We start from the raw sequence: 12,563 nt of genomic DNA, 5'->3' as shown, positions 1-12,563 counted from the left end.
CAGCCGGCCACAGATCCCCTGTGGGAGCGAGCTTGCTCGCGATAGCGGAGTGACAGACAACAGATATTTTGAATTTGATGGCCTCATCGCGAGCAAGCTCGCTCCCACACAGGTTTGCGTTGAGTCTGAGTTTTTAACTGTCCGGAGCCCGGCCCATGCACAAGCTCGATCGCTACGACCTCAAGATCCTGCAGATCCTCGCCGAGGATGGGCGCATCACCAAGTCGAGCCTGGCCGAGGCCATCAACCTGTCGGTGACGCCGGCCTGGGAGCGGGTGCGCAAGCTGGAAGCGGCGGGCCTGATCGTCGGCTATCGAGCGCAGATCGATTGGAGCGCGGTGTTCAAGCGTCAGCAGGTGCTGGTGGAAATCACCCTGGCCCGGCACACCGCCCAGGACATGCGCCGTTTCGAACAACGCATGATCGCCGCGTCCGAAGTGGCATTCTGTTACGCCACCGGCGGCGGGGTCGATTACCTGGCGATGATCCAGGCGCCGGACGTCGATGCCTATCAACGCTTCGTCGACCAACTGTTGCTGGAGGACCTCGGCATCGAACGCTATTTCACCTACATCGTCACCAAGACCATCAAGACCGCCGGCGCCTTGCCGGCGGAGCTGGCGCCATCCTCCTGAGCACCACAGAAAACACTTTTGCGCAGGTCGTTTCCAGAAAAAAGCCAAGGTCCGACCCCGCTCAAACAGCCGATAACCCAAGCACCGCTGCCCTAGCATGGATTCACGCACACGCTCTGGAGTGAACGTCATGCCTTACCAACACCCGCTGCTGTTCAAAGCGCTCTGCTACATCGATGGCCATTGGGTCCACAGCGACAGTGGCCACAGCGTGGCCGTCCACAACCCGGCCACCCGCACCGTCATCGGCCATGTGCCGATGCTCGATCAGCCACAGATCGTCGCGGCGGTGGACGCGGCGCATCGCGCATTCCCGGCGTGGCGCGACCAGAGCCTGGAAACTCGCGGCGCGATCCTGCGACGCTGGGCGGCGTTGATCGGCGAACACAGCGAAGACCTCGCGCGCATCCTCAGCCTGGAGCAGGGCAAGCCGCTGGCCGAGTCCCGTGGCGAAATCGCCTATGCCGCCAGCTTCATCCCATGGTTCGCCGAAGAGGCCCGGCGCCTGTACGGTCAGAACATCCCCAGCCATATCCCGAATGCGCACTTGGGTACGATCAAGGAGCCGGTGGGCGTGTGCGCGCTGCTCACACCGTGGAATTTCCCTTCGGCGATGATTACCCGCAAGGCTGCCGCCGCTCTGGCCGCCGGTTGCACGGTGGTGATCAAGCCGGCCCACGAAACACCTTACTCAGCGTTGGCCCTGGCGCAACTGGCCGAGGAAGCCGGCTTTCCCGCCGGGGCCTTCAACGTGGTCTTGGGTGAGCCGCACATGGCCATGGAAACCCTGGTCAAGGACCGTCGCGTACGCTCGGTGAGCTTCACGGGCTCGACCCGGGTCGGCAAGCTGGTGCTGCAGGCGGCGGCCCATGACGTGAAGAAAGTCGCGCTGGAACTGGGCGGCAACGCGCCGTTCATTGTCTGCGCCGATGCCGACCTGGCCTTGGCGGTGAAAGTCGCCGTGGAGGCGAAGTTCCAGACCTCGGGACAGGACTGCTGCGCGGCCAACCGGATCATGGTGCAGCGCCCGCTGTACCCGGCGTTTCTCAGTCGTTTCGCCGCCGCAGTGCGCGCCTTGCGCGTCGGGCCGGCCATGGTCGATCAACAGGAGCAGGACGTGGATGTCGGGCCGTTGATGCACCAGGCGGCGCTCGATGCAACCGCCGACCGTGTCGCCGATGCCCTGGCCTTGGGTGCTCAACGCCTGGTGGGGGGCGAGGCCCATGCCTTGGGCGGGTTGTTCTACCAACCGACCGTGCTGGCCGATGTCACGCCGCAGATGCGCATCTACCGTGAAGAAAACTTTGCGCCTATTGCCGGGGTGATGCCGTTCGACACCCTGGACGAAGCCATTGAAATGGCCAACGACACCGAGTATGGGCTGGCGGCCTATATTTGTTCCAACCGCCTGGACGTCATTTATCCGCTGATCCGCCGTCTCGACCACGCCATGGTCGCGGTCAACGGCGTCAAGTTCACCGGCCACCCGATTCCCTTCGGTGGCATGAAAGCCTCGGGCCTCGGCCGCGAGGGTGGCAGCGAGGGCTTCGAGCCCTTTGTCGAAACCAAATATTTTTGCCTGCACCATCAAGGCCAGTTCCCAGGAGAGTCCGCATGAGCCAAGAACTCAACACGCTGTTCGAACAAGACCGTGCGCATTTCATGCACCCCTCGACCCACGCTCACGACCACGCCAGCGGCGCGCTCAAGGGGCGGATCATCAAGAGTGCGTCAGGCGTTCGCATTCGCGACCATGAAGGCCGTGAGTTCATCGACGCCTTTGCCGGCCTCTATTGCGTGAACATCGGTTACGGGCGTACCGAAGTGGCCGACGCCATCTACAAGCAGGCCAAGGAGCTGGCCTACTACCACACCTACGTCGGCCATTCGAGCGAGGCGATCATCGAGTTGTCCAGCCGCATCATGGACTGGGCGCCGGAGGGCATGAAAAAGGTCTATTACGGCTTGTCCGGTTCCGATGCCAACGAGACCCAGGTCAAGCTGGTGCGCTACTACAACAACGTACTGGGCCGGCCGCTGAAGAAAAAGATCATCTCGCGGGACCGTGGTTACCATGGCTCGGGCATCATGACCGGCAGCCTGACCGGCCTGGCGACCTTCCACCAACATTTCGACCTGCCGGTGGAAGGGGTCAAGCACACGGTGTGTCCTCACTGGTATCGCAAGGCTCCGGCGGGCATGGACGAGGCAGCGTTCGTGGGTTACTGCGCCGACGAGCTGGAAAAAATGATCCTCGCCGAAGGTCCGGACACCGTGGCGGCGTTCATCGGCGAGCCGTTGATGGGCACCGGGGGCATCATCGTTCCTCCCGCCGGTTATTGGGATGCCATCCAGGCCGTGCTGAAAAAATACGACGTGCTGCTGATTGCCGATGAAGTGGTCTGCGCGTTCGGCCGCCTGGGTTCGAAGATGGGCAGCCAGCGCTACGGCATGAAGCCGGACCTGATCACCACCGCCAAAGGCCTGACCAGTGCCTATGCACCGTTGTCGGCGGTGATCATCGGGGAAAAGGTCTGGAGCGTGATTGAAAAAGCCTCCCAGGCCGAAGGTGCCATGGGCCATGGCTGGACCTACTCCGGACACCCGATCTGCGCAGCCGCGGCGTTGGCCAACCTCGACATCCTCGAACGGGAAAACCTTACGGCCAACGCCGAGGACGTTGGCGGTTACCTCAATCGTCGCCTGCGTGAAACGCTTGAGGGGCATCCGCTGGTGGGCGAGGTGCGCGGCGACGGCATGCTGGCGGCGGTGGAGTTCATGGCCGACCGTGAACAGCGTACGGCGTTCGACCCGGCACTCAAAGTCGGCCCGAAGGTCTCGGCCGCCTGCCTGGAACGCGGCATGATCGCCCGCGCCATGCCCCATGGCGACATCCTGGGCTTTGCCCCACCCCTGATCCTGACTCGCGGGGATGCGGACCTGATCGTCGACATCACCAAAAAGGCTATCGATCAGGTGGCGGGCGAGGTGTTGGCCTAAGCCCCTTTATTTAAATGTGGGAGCGAGCTTGCTCGCGATAGCGGTCTGTCTGAACCGGTGATGTGGGATGTGCTGCCGTCATCGCGGGCAGCTCGCTCCCACAGGGGGATTTTCCTGGGCTAAAAAAAGCCCGCCCGATCATGTGATCGGGCGGGCTTTTGGGTGTCGCTCGCAGATTACTTCTTCAAACCGTAATGCTCATCGAGCATGCCGGGCGAATTCGGGGCCTTGGGGGCGTAGTCCCGCGGCGGTTCCTGGATCCCTTTTGGTGGGGTCAGGCGTTCCCGTGGCGTCTGTGCCGCATCGGCTTGCAGGGCGGCCAGCAGGCGCTGGCGAGTCTGCTCGTCCAGGGCCAGGCGATTGGCACCCTCGGACAAATGATCCTGGACATCCTGGTAGCTCTGGGTGAGTTTTTTCACCAGAGAAGCGGTGCTGTTGAAGTGGGTGACCACTTCATTCTGATAACTGTCGAAACGTTCCTGAATGTCGTCCAGCTGACGTTGCGTGCTGTTGGGCACCGCATTGGGCAGCAGTCGGGCAAGCAGGAATCCAATGGCGACACCGGCAACCAGGGCAAGAGTCGGCAACAACCAAACTAAGAGCGAGTGTTCCACGAGTCCTTCCTCTATAAACGGCTTTGCTTTACGTTAACGGCTCGGACCTGCGCTGTATACCGCGAAGAACATCGCAATCATGCCAGGCACAGACTTTAGCTAGACGAGTCGACCCAATTCGGGGTCACGGAGTTCTTTCCCTTGCTTATGCGCGAAACCCCTGTCGTCATCGATGGCCCCGTGGGCCAACTGGAAGCCTTGTACCTGGACAGCGAGGCCCCCCGTGGCCTGGCGCTGATCTGCCACCCGAACCCGGTGCAAGGCGGGACCATGCTCAACAAAGTGGTCTCGACCCTGCAACGCACTGCCCGTGATGCTGGGCTTGTTACGTTGCGTTTCAATTATCGTGGCGTGGGTGCCAGCGCCGGCACCCATGACATGGGCACCGGCGAAGTGGATGACGCCCAGGCTGTTGCCCAATGGCTGCGTGGAAAATACCCGCAATTGCCCCTGACCCTGTTCGGTTTTTCCTTCGGCGGCTTTGTCGCCGCCAGCCTGGGCGGGCGCCTGGAAGCCCAGGGGCAACCGGTCAAGCACCTGTTCATGGTGGCCCCGGCGGTGATGCGCCTGGACGAGCGATCGCCCTTGCCGACCGCTGGCGAGTTGACCGTGATCCAGCCGGAAACCGACGAAGTGGTCGATCCGCAGCTGGTTTACGAATGGTCCGACACGCTCCAACGCCCCCATGAGCTGCTGAAAGTGGCAGAATGCGGACACTTTTTTCATGGCAAGCTGACCGATCTCAAGGATCTGATCCTGCCGCGCCTCTCGAATTGACAGCAGTCTGACAAGCGATAACCCATGACGACGCGTACCCGTATCCTGACCGGCATCACCACCACCGGCACCCCGCACCTGGGCAACTATGCCGGCGCCATCCGTCCGGCGATTCTCGCCAGCCGCGACAGCAACGCCGATTCGTTCTACTTCCTGGCCGACTACCACGCCCTGATCAAGTGCGATGACCCGCTGCGTATCCAGCGTTCGCGCCTGGAGATCGCCGCCACCTGGCTGGCCGGCGGCCTGGACGTGGACCGCGTGACGTTCTATCGCCAGTCCGATATTCCCGAGATCCCGGAACTGACCTGGCTGCTGACCTGCGTCGCGGCCAAGGGCCTGCTCAACCGTGCCCACGCCTACAAGGCCTCGGTGGACAAGAATGTTGAGGCCGGGGAAGACCCGGACGCCGGTGTCACCATGGGTCTCTACAGCTACCCGATCCTCATGGCCGCCGACATCCTGATGTTCAACGCCCACAAGGTCCCGGTCGGTCGCGACCAGATCCAGCACGTGGAAATGGCCCGTGACATCGGCCAGCGCTTCAATCACCTGTTCGGCCAGGGCAAGGAGTTCTTCACCATGCCCGAAGCGCTGATCGAAGAAAGCGTCGCCACGCTGCCGGGCCTCGATGGCCGCAAGATGTCCAAGAGCTACGACAACACCATCCCGTTGTTCAGCAGCGCCAAGGACATGAAGGACGCAATCTCGCGGATCGTCACCGACTCCCGTGCCCCGGGCGAAGCCAAGGATCCGGACAATTCGCACCTGTTCACCCTGTTCCAGGCCTTCGCCACCCCGGCCCAGTCCGCTGAGTTCCGCAGCGAACTGCTGCAAGGCCTGGGTTGGGGCGAAGCCAAGAACCGCCTTTTCCAGTTGCTCGACAGCGAGCTGGGTGAAGCGCGCGAGCGTTATCACCAGTTCATCGAACGTCCGTCGGACCTTGAAGACATCCTGCAACTGGGCGCGAGCAAGGCCCGGGCCGTGGCAACGCCGTTCCTCAACGAACTGCGCGAGGCCGTTGGCCTGCGTTCGTTCGTCAGCCAGGTCCAGGTGGCAACCCAGGCCAAAAAGAAAGCGGCCAAGACGGCACGTTTCGTCAGCTTCCGCGAGGATGACGGCAGTTTCCGTTTCCGCCTGCTTTCTGCCGATGGCGAGCAACTGTTGCTCTCGAACAGTTTTGCCGACGGCAAGACCGCAGGGCAGGTGACCAAGCAATTGCAGTCCGGCCACCCCTTGGACGTACGCAGCGACGACCTGGGTTTCAGCGTCTGGCTCGACGGTGAGTGCGTGGCGAACAGCCCGGCCTTCGCCGACAGCGCCGCCCGGGATGCGGCCATCGATGCGCTGCGCGTTGCCCTGACGCCTGCCCAGGACTGATCGCGGCGCATCACCCGACCATCGGCCCGAATAAGGGCCGATTGCCATTCCTCTGGGCCATCGCTACAGTGACGGCCCGTTTTTGTTGCCTTGCTAACGAATATGACGCCCCTAGAACGATATCAAGCTGATCTGAAACGCCCGGAGTTTTTCCACGACGCAGCCCAGGAAACGGCGGTGCGGCATTTGCAGCGCCTGTACGACGACCTGGTCGCGGCCTCGAACAACAAGCCGGGCCTGTTGGGCAAACTGTTCGGCAAAAAAGACCAGGCGCCGGTCAAGGGCCTGTATTTCTGGGGCGGCGTTGGCCGTGGCAAGACCTACCTGGTGGACACCTTCTTCGAAGCGCTGCCGTTCAAGGAAAAGACACGCACGCACTTCCACCGCTTCATGAAGCGCGTGCACGAGGAAATGAAGACCCTGGGGGGCGAGAAGAACCCGCTGACCATCATCGCGAGGCGTTTTGCCGACGAGACCCGGGTGATCTGCTTCGATGAGTTCTTCGTTTCCGACATCACCGACGCCATGATCCTGGGCACCTTGATGGAGGAGCTGTTCAAGAATGGCGTGACCCTGGTCGCCACCTCGAACATCGTGCCGGACGGCCTGTACAAGGACGGCCTGCAGCGGGCGCGGTTCCTGCCGGCCATCGCGCTGATCAAGGAACACACCGAAATCGTCAACGTCGACAGCGGCGTCGACTACCGCCTGCGTCACCTCGAACAAGCGGAGTTGTTCCACTTTCCGTTGGATGCCGCCGCCGAAGAAAGCCTGCGCAAGAGCTTCCGCGCCCTGACGCCGGAATGCACCCAGGCGGTGGAAAACGATGTGCTGATCATCGAAAACCGCGAGATCCGCGCCATCCGCACCTGTGACGACGTGGCCTGGTTCGACTTCCGCGAACTGTGCGACGGTCCGCGCAGCCAGAACGACTACATCGAACTGGGCAAGATCTTCCACGCCGTGTTGCTTAGCGGCGTCGAGCAGATGAGCGTCACCACCGACGACATCGCCCGTCGCTTCATCAACATGGTCGATGAGTTCTATGACCGTAACGTGAAGCTGATCATTTCGGCCGAAGTCGAACTCAAGGACCTCTACACCGGCGGTCGCCTGACCTTCGAATTCCAGCGGACCTTGAGTCGTTTGCTGGAGATGCAATCTCACGAGTTCCTGTCGCGAGCGCATAAGCCGTAGGGCGATTCGGAAAGCAAAGAAGGCCTGCGTTCGCAGGCCTTTTTTGTATGCTCGAAATCAGTCGTTCACTGCAAAACCCTGTGGGAGCGTGCTTGCTCGCGATGGCGTCTTGTCAGTCAACATCCGTGCTGCTGAACCACCGCCATCGTGAGCAAGCTCGCTCCCACAGTGGATCGTGCCAGGCTCTCGGGCTACGCCGCCTGCTGAAACTGCTGCCGATACTGGTTCGGCGACAGGTCGGTATGTTGCCGGAACAACCGTGCGAAAAAGCTCGCATCGTCGTAGCCGACTTCGTAGCTGATGGTCTTGATGCTCTTGCGGCTGCCGGAGAGCAGGCCCTTGGCGGTTTCGATCCGCAGTCGTTGCAGGTAATGCAGTGGCTTGTCGCCGGTGGCGGTCTGGAAGCGGCGCATGAAATTGCGGATGCTCATGCCATGCTCCCGGGCAACATCCTCGAAGCGGAATTTATCGGCGAAGTGCTCTTCGAGCCATTGCTGGATCTGCAGAATGATCACGTCCTGGTGTAGTTTCTGCCCGCCAAAGCCGATCCGTCCCGGCGAATAGCTGCGTTGCACTTCATACAGGATGTCCCGCGCCACGGCCTGGGCCACGTTGGCGCCGCAGAAGCGTTCAATGAGGTAAATATAGAGGTCGCAGGCCGAGGTCGCGCCGCCGGCGCAAAACAGGTTGTCGGCGTCGGTCAGGTGCTTGTCCTGGTTCAGGTGCACCTGGGGGAAGCGCTCCTTGAAGGCATTGAAGAAGCGCCAGTAGGTGGTCGCTTCCTTGCCGTCGAGCAGACCGGCCTCGGCCAGCCAGAACACCCCGGAGGCTTCGCCGCAGAGTACCGCGCCGCGAGCGTGTTGTTCGCGCAGCCAGGGCAGTATCTGGGGGTAGCGTTGGCAGAGGCTGGCGAAATCATCCCAGAAGGCCGGCAGGATGATGATGTCGGTGTTTTCCAAGCCACCGTCCACCGGCATGATCACATCGCTGAAGCTGTTCACCGGTTTGCCATCGGGGCTGACCAGCCGGGTTTCAAACGCCGGCGTCAGACCGTGGCCCAGTTGTTTGCCATAGCGCAGGCTGGCCAGATGGAAAAAATCCTTGGCTTGCATGAGGGTGAAGGCGAAGACCCGGTCGATTGCCAGGATGCTGACGCGCCGCAAGGGCGTGGAGGTGTGCATAGACATAATTCATCTTTATTTTTATAGGGGGAAGTGGTCACCAGACGGCTGGATCGTCTTATTTTTTGTCGGATGTGTCCAGTGTCCTGTCGTACACCGCAGGCTTAGGCTCTGTTGGATAACCATGTCCGACAATAATCAAAGGTGAGCCATGATCCCAAGAACACTGTTCAGTCCCGAGCACGAATTGTTTCGTGACAGCGTACGAACCTTCCTCGAAAAAGAAGCCGTGCCGTACCACAGCCAGTGGGAAAAACAGGGGCATGTCGATCGTCAGCTCTGGAACAAGGCGGGGGAGGCGGGCATGTTGTGCTCGCACCTTCCAGAAACCTATGGTGGATTGGACGCGGACTTCCTCTACAGCACGGTGGTGATCGAGGAGATCGGTCGCCTGGGGCTGACGGGGATCGGTTTCTCGCTGCATTCCGACATCGTCGCGCCGTACATCCTGCATTACGGCAGTGAGGCGCTGAAACACAAGTACCTGCCGAAACTGGTGTCCGGCGAAATGGTCACGGCCATCGCCATGACCGAGCCGGGCGCCGGTTCCGACCTGCAGGGGGTGAAGACCACGGCGGTGCTGGACGGTGACGAATACGTCATCAACGGCTCCAAGACCTTCATCACCAATGGTTTCCTGGCGGACCTGGTGATTGTGGTCGCCAAGACCGATCCCAAGGCTGGCGCCAAGGGCACCAGCCTGTTCCTGGTGGAGGCGGGCACGCCGGGCTTCGAAAAGGGCAAGCGCCTGGAAAAAGTCGGAATGAAGGCCCAGGACACGTCGGAACTGTTCTTCCAGGATGTCCGCGTGCCGAAGGACAACCTGCTCGGACAGGCCGGAATGGGCTTTGCCTACCTGATGCAAGAGCTCCCCCAGGAGCGCCTGACCGTCGCCATCGGCGGCCTGGCTTCGGCCGAGGCGGCGCTGCAATGGACCCTGGACTACACCCGCGAGCGCAAGGCGTTCGGTAAAACCATCGCCGACTTTCAGAACACCCGTTTCAAGCTCGCGGAAATGGCTACCGAAATCCAGATTGGCCGGGTCTTCGTCGACCGCTGCCTGGAGTTGCACCTGCAAGGCAAGCTGGACGTGCCGACGGCGGCGATGGCCAAGTACTGGGGCACCGACCTGCAATGCAAGGTGCTCGACGAGTGCGTGCAGTTGCATGGCGGCTACGGCTTCATGTGGGAATACCCGATTGCCCGGGCATGGGCGGATGCGCGGGTGCAGCGGATCTATGCCGGAACCAATGAAATCATGAAGGAGATCATTGCGCGGTCGCTTTGATGCGGTGGTGAGCTTGGGTCCGCTATCGCGAGCAAGCTCGCTCCCACATGGGGTTCCTGCGTTACCGCAGAAACCCTGTGGGAGCGAGCTTGCTCGCGATGGGGCCTATGAATCAATCAAGGAGCAGGGTTCGGCTGATCCTTGTGAATCGCCTCGATCCCCGCCAGCACTTCGTCCGACAGCTTCAGCTCGAAGCTTTCGATGTTGCTGTCCAGTTGCTCCAGCGTGGTGGCGCCAATGATGTTGCTGGTCACGAACGGCTGCTGGGTGACGAACGCCAGGGCCATCTGTGCCGGGTCCAGGCCGTGCTCGCGGGCCAATGCGACATAACGGCTGCACGCCGCTTCCGATTGCGGGTTGAAGTAGCGGCTGAAGCGGCTGTAGAGGCTCAGGCGGCCTTTAGGTGGGCGCGCGCCACCTTCGTATTTGCCCGACAGGAAGCCGAACGCCAGAGGCGAATAAGCCAGCAGGCCGCATTGCTCGCGAATGGCGATTTCCGCCAGGCCGACCTCGAAGCTGCGGTTGAGCAGGTTGTACGGGTTCTGGATCGACACCGCCCGCGGCCAGCCACGGGCTTCGGCCAGGGCCAGGAACTTCATGGTGCCCCACGGTGTTTCGTTGGACAGGCCGATGTGGCGGATCTTGCCGGCGCGGACCTGCTCGTCCAGGGCTTCGAGGGTGTCCTCCAGCGGTGTGAACGTTTCGTCGGCCTTGTGCTGGTAGCCCAGTTGACCGAAGAAGTTGGTGCTGCGTTCTGGCCAGTGCAGCTGGTAAAGATCGATCCAGTCGGTCTGCAGGCGCTTGAGGCTGGCGTCCACGGCCTGGACGATGTGCTGGCGGTTGTGCTTGAGGTGCTTGTCGCGGATGTAGTCGATGGTGTTGCCGGGACCGGCGATCTTGCTCGCCAGGATCCAGTCGGCACGGTCGCCGCGGCTTTTGAAGTAATTGCCGATGTAGCGCTCGGTGGTGGCGTAGGTCTCGGCCTTGGGAGGCACCGGGTACATCTCGGCGGTGTCCATGAAATTGATGCCGGCACCCTTGGCGCGTTCGATCTGGGCGAAGGCCTCGGCCTCGCTGTTCTGCTCACCCCAGGTCATGGTGCCGAGGCACAGGGCACTCACGTTCAGATCGGTACGGCCTAGCTGGCGATAGTCCATCGGGAACTCCTTGGGCAAAACAATCATAAAAGCAGGTTGAAATATTTTTCGCAATCTGCATAATTGCGCACCTCTTTCTGCAGTGGAAGTGATGCGCCGCCGCCGAAGAATCTTGCCGTTGAACGGACGCGCCGACCCGAGCCCCCGAAAGCGTCTGTATCCGGCTGCCTTTGACTTGTCAAAGTACGCACTATTCAGTAAGATCCGCCGTCTAATTTACAGGGCGGCCCCTGAGGCTATAAAGAATGAAAACTTTTACTGCTAAACCGGAAACAGTAAAGCGCGACTGGTTTGTCGTCGACGCTGCTGGTCAGACCCTGGGTCGTCTGGCCACCGAAATCGCGAGCCGTCTGCGTGGCAAGCACAAGCCTGAGTACACCCCTCACGTTGACACCGGTGACTACATCGTCGTGATCAACGCTGAGCAAGTACGTGTTACTGGCGCTAAAACCACTGACAAAATGTACTACTCCCACTCCGGTTTTCCTGGCGGCATCAAGTCGATCAACTTTGAAAAGCTGATCGCCAAAGCCCCTGAGCGCGTGATCGAGACCGCGGTTAAAGGCATGCTGCCTAAGAACCCACTGGGTCGCGACATGTATCGTAAGCTGAAGGTTTATGCGGGCGCTGCTCACCCTCATACTGCTCAGCAGCCCCAAGAACTGAAGTTTTAACGGAATAGTTCATTATGTCGGCGACTCAAAATTACGGCACTGGCCGTCGCAAGACTGCAACCGCACGCGTTTTCCTGCGTCCGGGCACTGGTAACATCTCCATCAACAACCGCTCCCTGGATAACTTCTTCGGCCGCGAAACTGCCCGCATGGTAGTTCGTCAGCCGCTGGAACTGACCGAGACCGTCGAAAAATTCGACATCTACGTCACTGTTATCGGTGGTGGTGTAAGTGGTCAAGCTGGCGCAATCCGCCACGGCATCACTCGCGCCCTGATGGATTACGACGAGACTCTGCGTGGTGCTCTGCGCAAAGCCGGCTTCGTAACTCGCGATGCTCGCGAAGTTGAACGTAAGAAAGTCGGTCTGCGTAAAGCGCGTAAGCGTCCGCAGTACTCGAAGCGTTAATTCCGCTTCCGCTTTCAAAAGGCGCCCAGTTCCTCACGGAGCTGGGCGTTTTTTTATGGGCAAAAGAATTGCTCTGTGACAACTTGCCACATTCGTAGAGCCCCTATACTACAAGGCTTGGCGGTTTGGCCGCTTGGTAATTACCTTGTCAGAATTGGGGCTTTTCATTACCATTCGGCAAAATTTTTATAAGTTCAGATTTTTACTTAGTAGACGCCTGATCTAACAGGCCACAAAGCTGATGGGAGAGGAC

At 60.7% G+C, this 12,563-nt stretch carries 12 protein-coding genes; 9 read left to right on the top strand and 3 right to left on the bottom strand.

Annotated elements, in window-relative coordinates; all coding sequences use genetic code 11:
* Positions 1 to 155: 155 nt before the first annotated feature.
* The 3 genes from BM321_RS02535 to BM321_RS02525 all read left to right on the top strand — a co-directional run bounded on the left by BM321_RS02535 (position 156) and on the right by BM321_RS02525 (position 3,635).
* Positions 156 to 635, top strand: coding sequence for an Lrp/AsnC family transcriptional regulator (locus BM321_RS02535; RefSeq protein WP_092441408.1), 480 nt, complete (start codon positions 156 to 158; stop codon positions 633 to 635).
* Between the two features lie 130 nt (positions 636 to 765).
* The gene (locus tag BM321_RS02530; protein ID WP_092441407.1) at positions 766 to 2,253 is read left to right on the top strand and encodes an NAD-dependent succinate-semialdehyde dehydrogenase; all 1,488 of its coding nucleotides are present in this window, start codon (positions 766 to 768) and stop codon (positions 2,251 to 2,253) included.
* On the top strand, positions 2,250 to 3,635 hold the full coding sequence (locus BM321_RS02525) for an aspartate aminotransferase family protein (RefSeq protein WP_092441406.1): 1,386 nt from the start codon (positions 2,250 to 2,252) through the stop codon (positions 3,633 to 3,635). The genes BM321_RS02530 and BM321_RS02525 overlap by 4 nt, the downstream gene beginning before the upstream one ends.
* 176 nt (positions 3,636 to 3,811) lie before the next feature.
* On the opposite strand, the gene BM321_RS02520 is transcribed toward BM321_RS02525, so the two are convergent.
* Entirely contained in the window at positions 3,812 to 4,249 is a 438-nt protein-coding gene (locus BM321_RS02520) for a Z-ring associated ZapG family protein (protein WP_003205372.1), read from the bottom strand.
* Positions 4,250 to 4,396: 147 nt separating this feature from the next.
* On the opposite strand from BM321_RS02520, the gene BM321_RS02515 reads away from it, so the two are divergent.
* From BM321_RS02515 to zapE, 3 genes are all read left to right on the top strand, one after another.
* Positions 4,397 to 5,026 carry an alpha/beta hydrolase gene (locus BM321_RS02515; protein WP_092441405.1) on the top strand — a complete coding sequence of 210 codons (630 nt, stop codon included), beginning with the start codon at positions 4,397 to 4,399 and terminating at the stop codon, positions 5,024 to 5,026.
* A 24-nt stretch (positions 5,027 to 5,050) separates the two neighbouring features.
* Positions 5,051 to 6,406 carry a tryptophan--tRNA ligase gene (locus tag BM321_RS02510; RefSeq protein WP_092441404.1) on the top strand — a complete coding sequence of 452 codons (1,356 nt, stop codon included), beginning with the start codon at positions 5,051 to 5,053 and terminating at the stop codon, positions 6,404 to 6,406.
* Between the two features lie 102 nt (positions 6,407 to 6,508).
* The gene (gene zapE / locus BM321_RS02505; RefSeq protein WP_092334216.1) at positions 6,509 to 7,603 is read left to right on the top strand and encodes a cell division protein ZapE; all 1,095 of its coding nucleotides are present in this window, start codon (positions 6,509 to 6,511) and stop codon (positions 7,601 to 7,603) included.
* Positions 7,604 to 7,794: 191 nt separating this feature from the next.
* On the opposite strand, the gene BM321_RS02500 is transcribed toward zapE, so the two are convergent.
* Positions 7,795 to 8,691, bottom strand: a complete 897-nt coding sequence (locus BM321_RS02500; protein WP_175534890.1) for a GlxA family transcriptional regulator — start codon at positions 8,689 to 8,691, stop codon at positions 7,795 to 7,797.
* 244 nt (positions 8,692 to 8,935) lie between these two features.
* Between BM321_RS02500 and BM321_RS02495 the strand changes: the two genes are divergently transcribed.
* Positions 8,936 to 10,072 (top strand): acyl-CoA dehydrogenase family protein, encoded by a 1,137-nt coding sequence (locus BM321_RS02495; protein WP_092166184.1) that lies wholly within the window; start codon positions 8,936 to 8,938, stop codon positions 10,070 to 10,072.
* A gap of 116 nt (positions 10,073 to 10,188) precedes the next feature.
* Here the strand turns inward: BM321_RS02495 and BM321_RS02490 are convergent, their stop codons facing one another.
* Positions 10,189 to 11,229 carry an NADP(H)-dependent aldo-keto reductase gene (locus tag BM321_RS02490; protein WP_092441402.1) on the bottom strand — a complete coding sequence of 347 codons (1,041 nt, stop codon included), beginning with the start codon at positions 11,227 to 11,229 and terminating at the stop codon, positions 10,189 to 10,191.
* 245 nt (positions 11,230 to 11,474) lie between these two features.
* Between BM321_RS02490 and rplM the strand changes: the two genes are divergently transcribed.
* Together rplM and rpsI are read left to right on the top strand one after the other, a co-directional pair.
* Positions 11,475 to 11,903 (top strand): 50S ribosomal protein L13, encoded by a 429-nt coding sequence (rplM, locus tag BM321_RS02485; protein ID WP_003205365.1) that lies wholly within the window; start codon positions 11,475 to 11,477, stop codon positions 11,901 to 11,903.
* A gap of 14 nt (positions 11,904 to 11,917) precedes the next feature.
* Positions 11,918 to 12,310 carry a 30S ribosomal protein S9 gene (gene rpsI / locus BM321_RS02480; protein ID WP_003205364.1) on the top strand — a complete coding sequence of 131 codons (393 nt, stop codon included), beginning with the start codon at positions 11,918 to 11,920 and terminating at the stop codon, positions 12,308 to 12,310.
* Positions 12,311 to 12,563 lie beyond the last annotated feature (253 nt).

This window comes from Pseudomonas sp. NFIX10 (assembly GCF_900111955.1).
Lineage (GTDB): Bacteria > Pseudomonadota > Gammaproteobacteria > Pseudomonadales > Pseudomonadaceae > Aquipseudomonas > Aquipseudomonas fluorescens_AA.
This window is presented reverse-complemented; position numbering and strand designations above follow the sequence as displayed.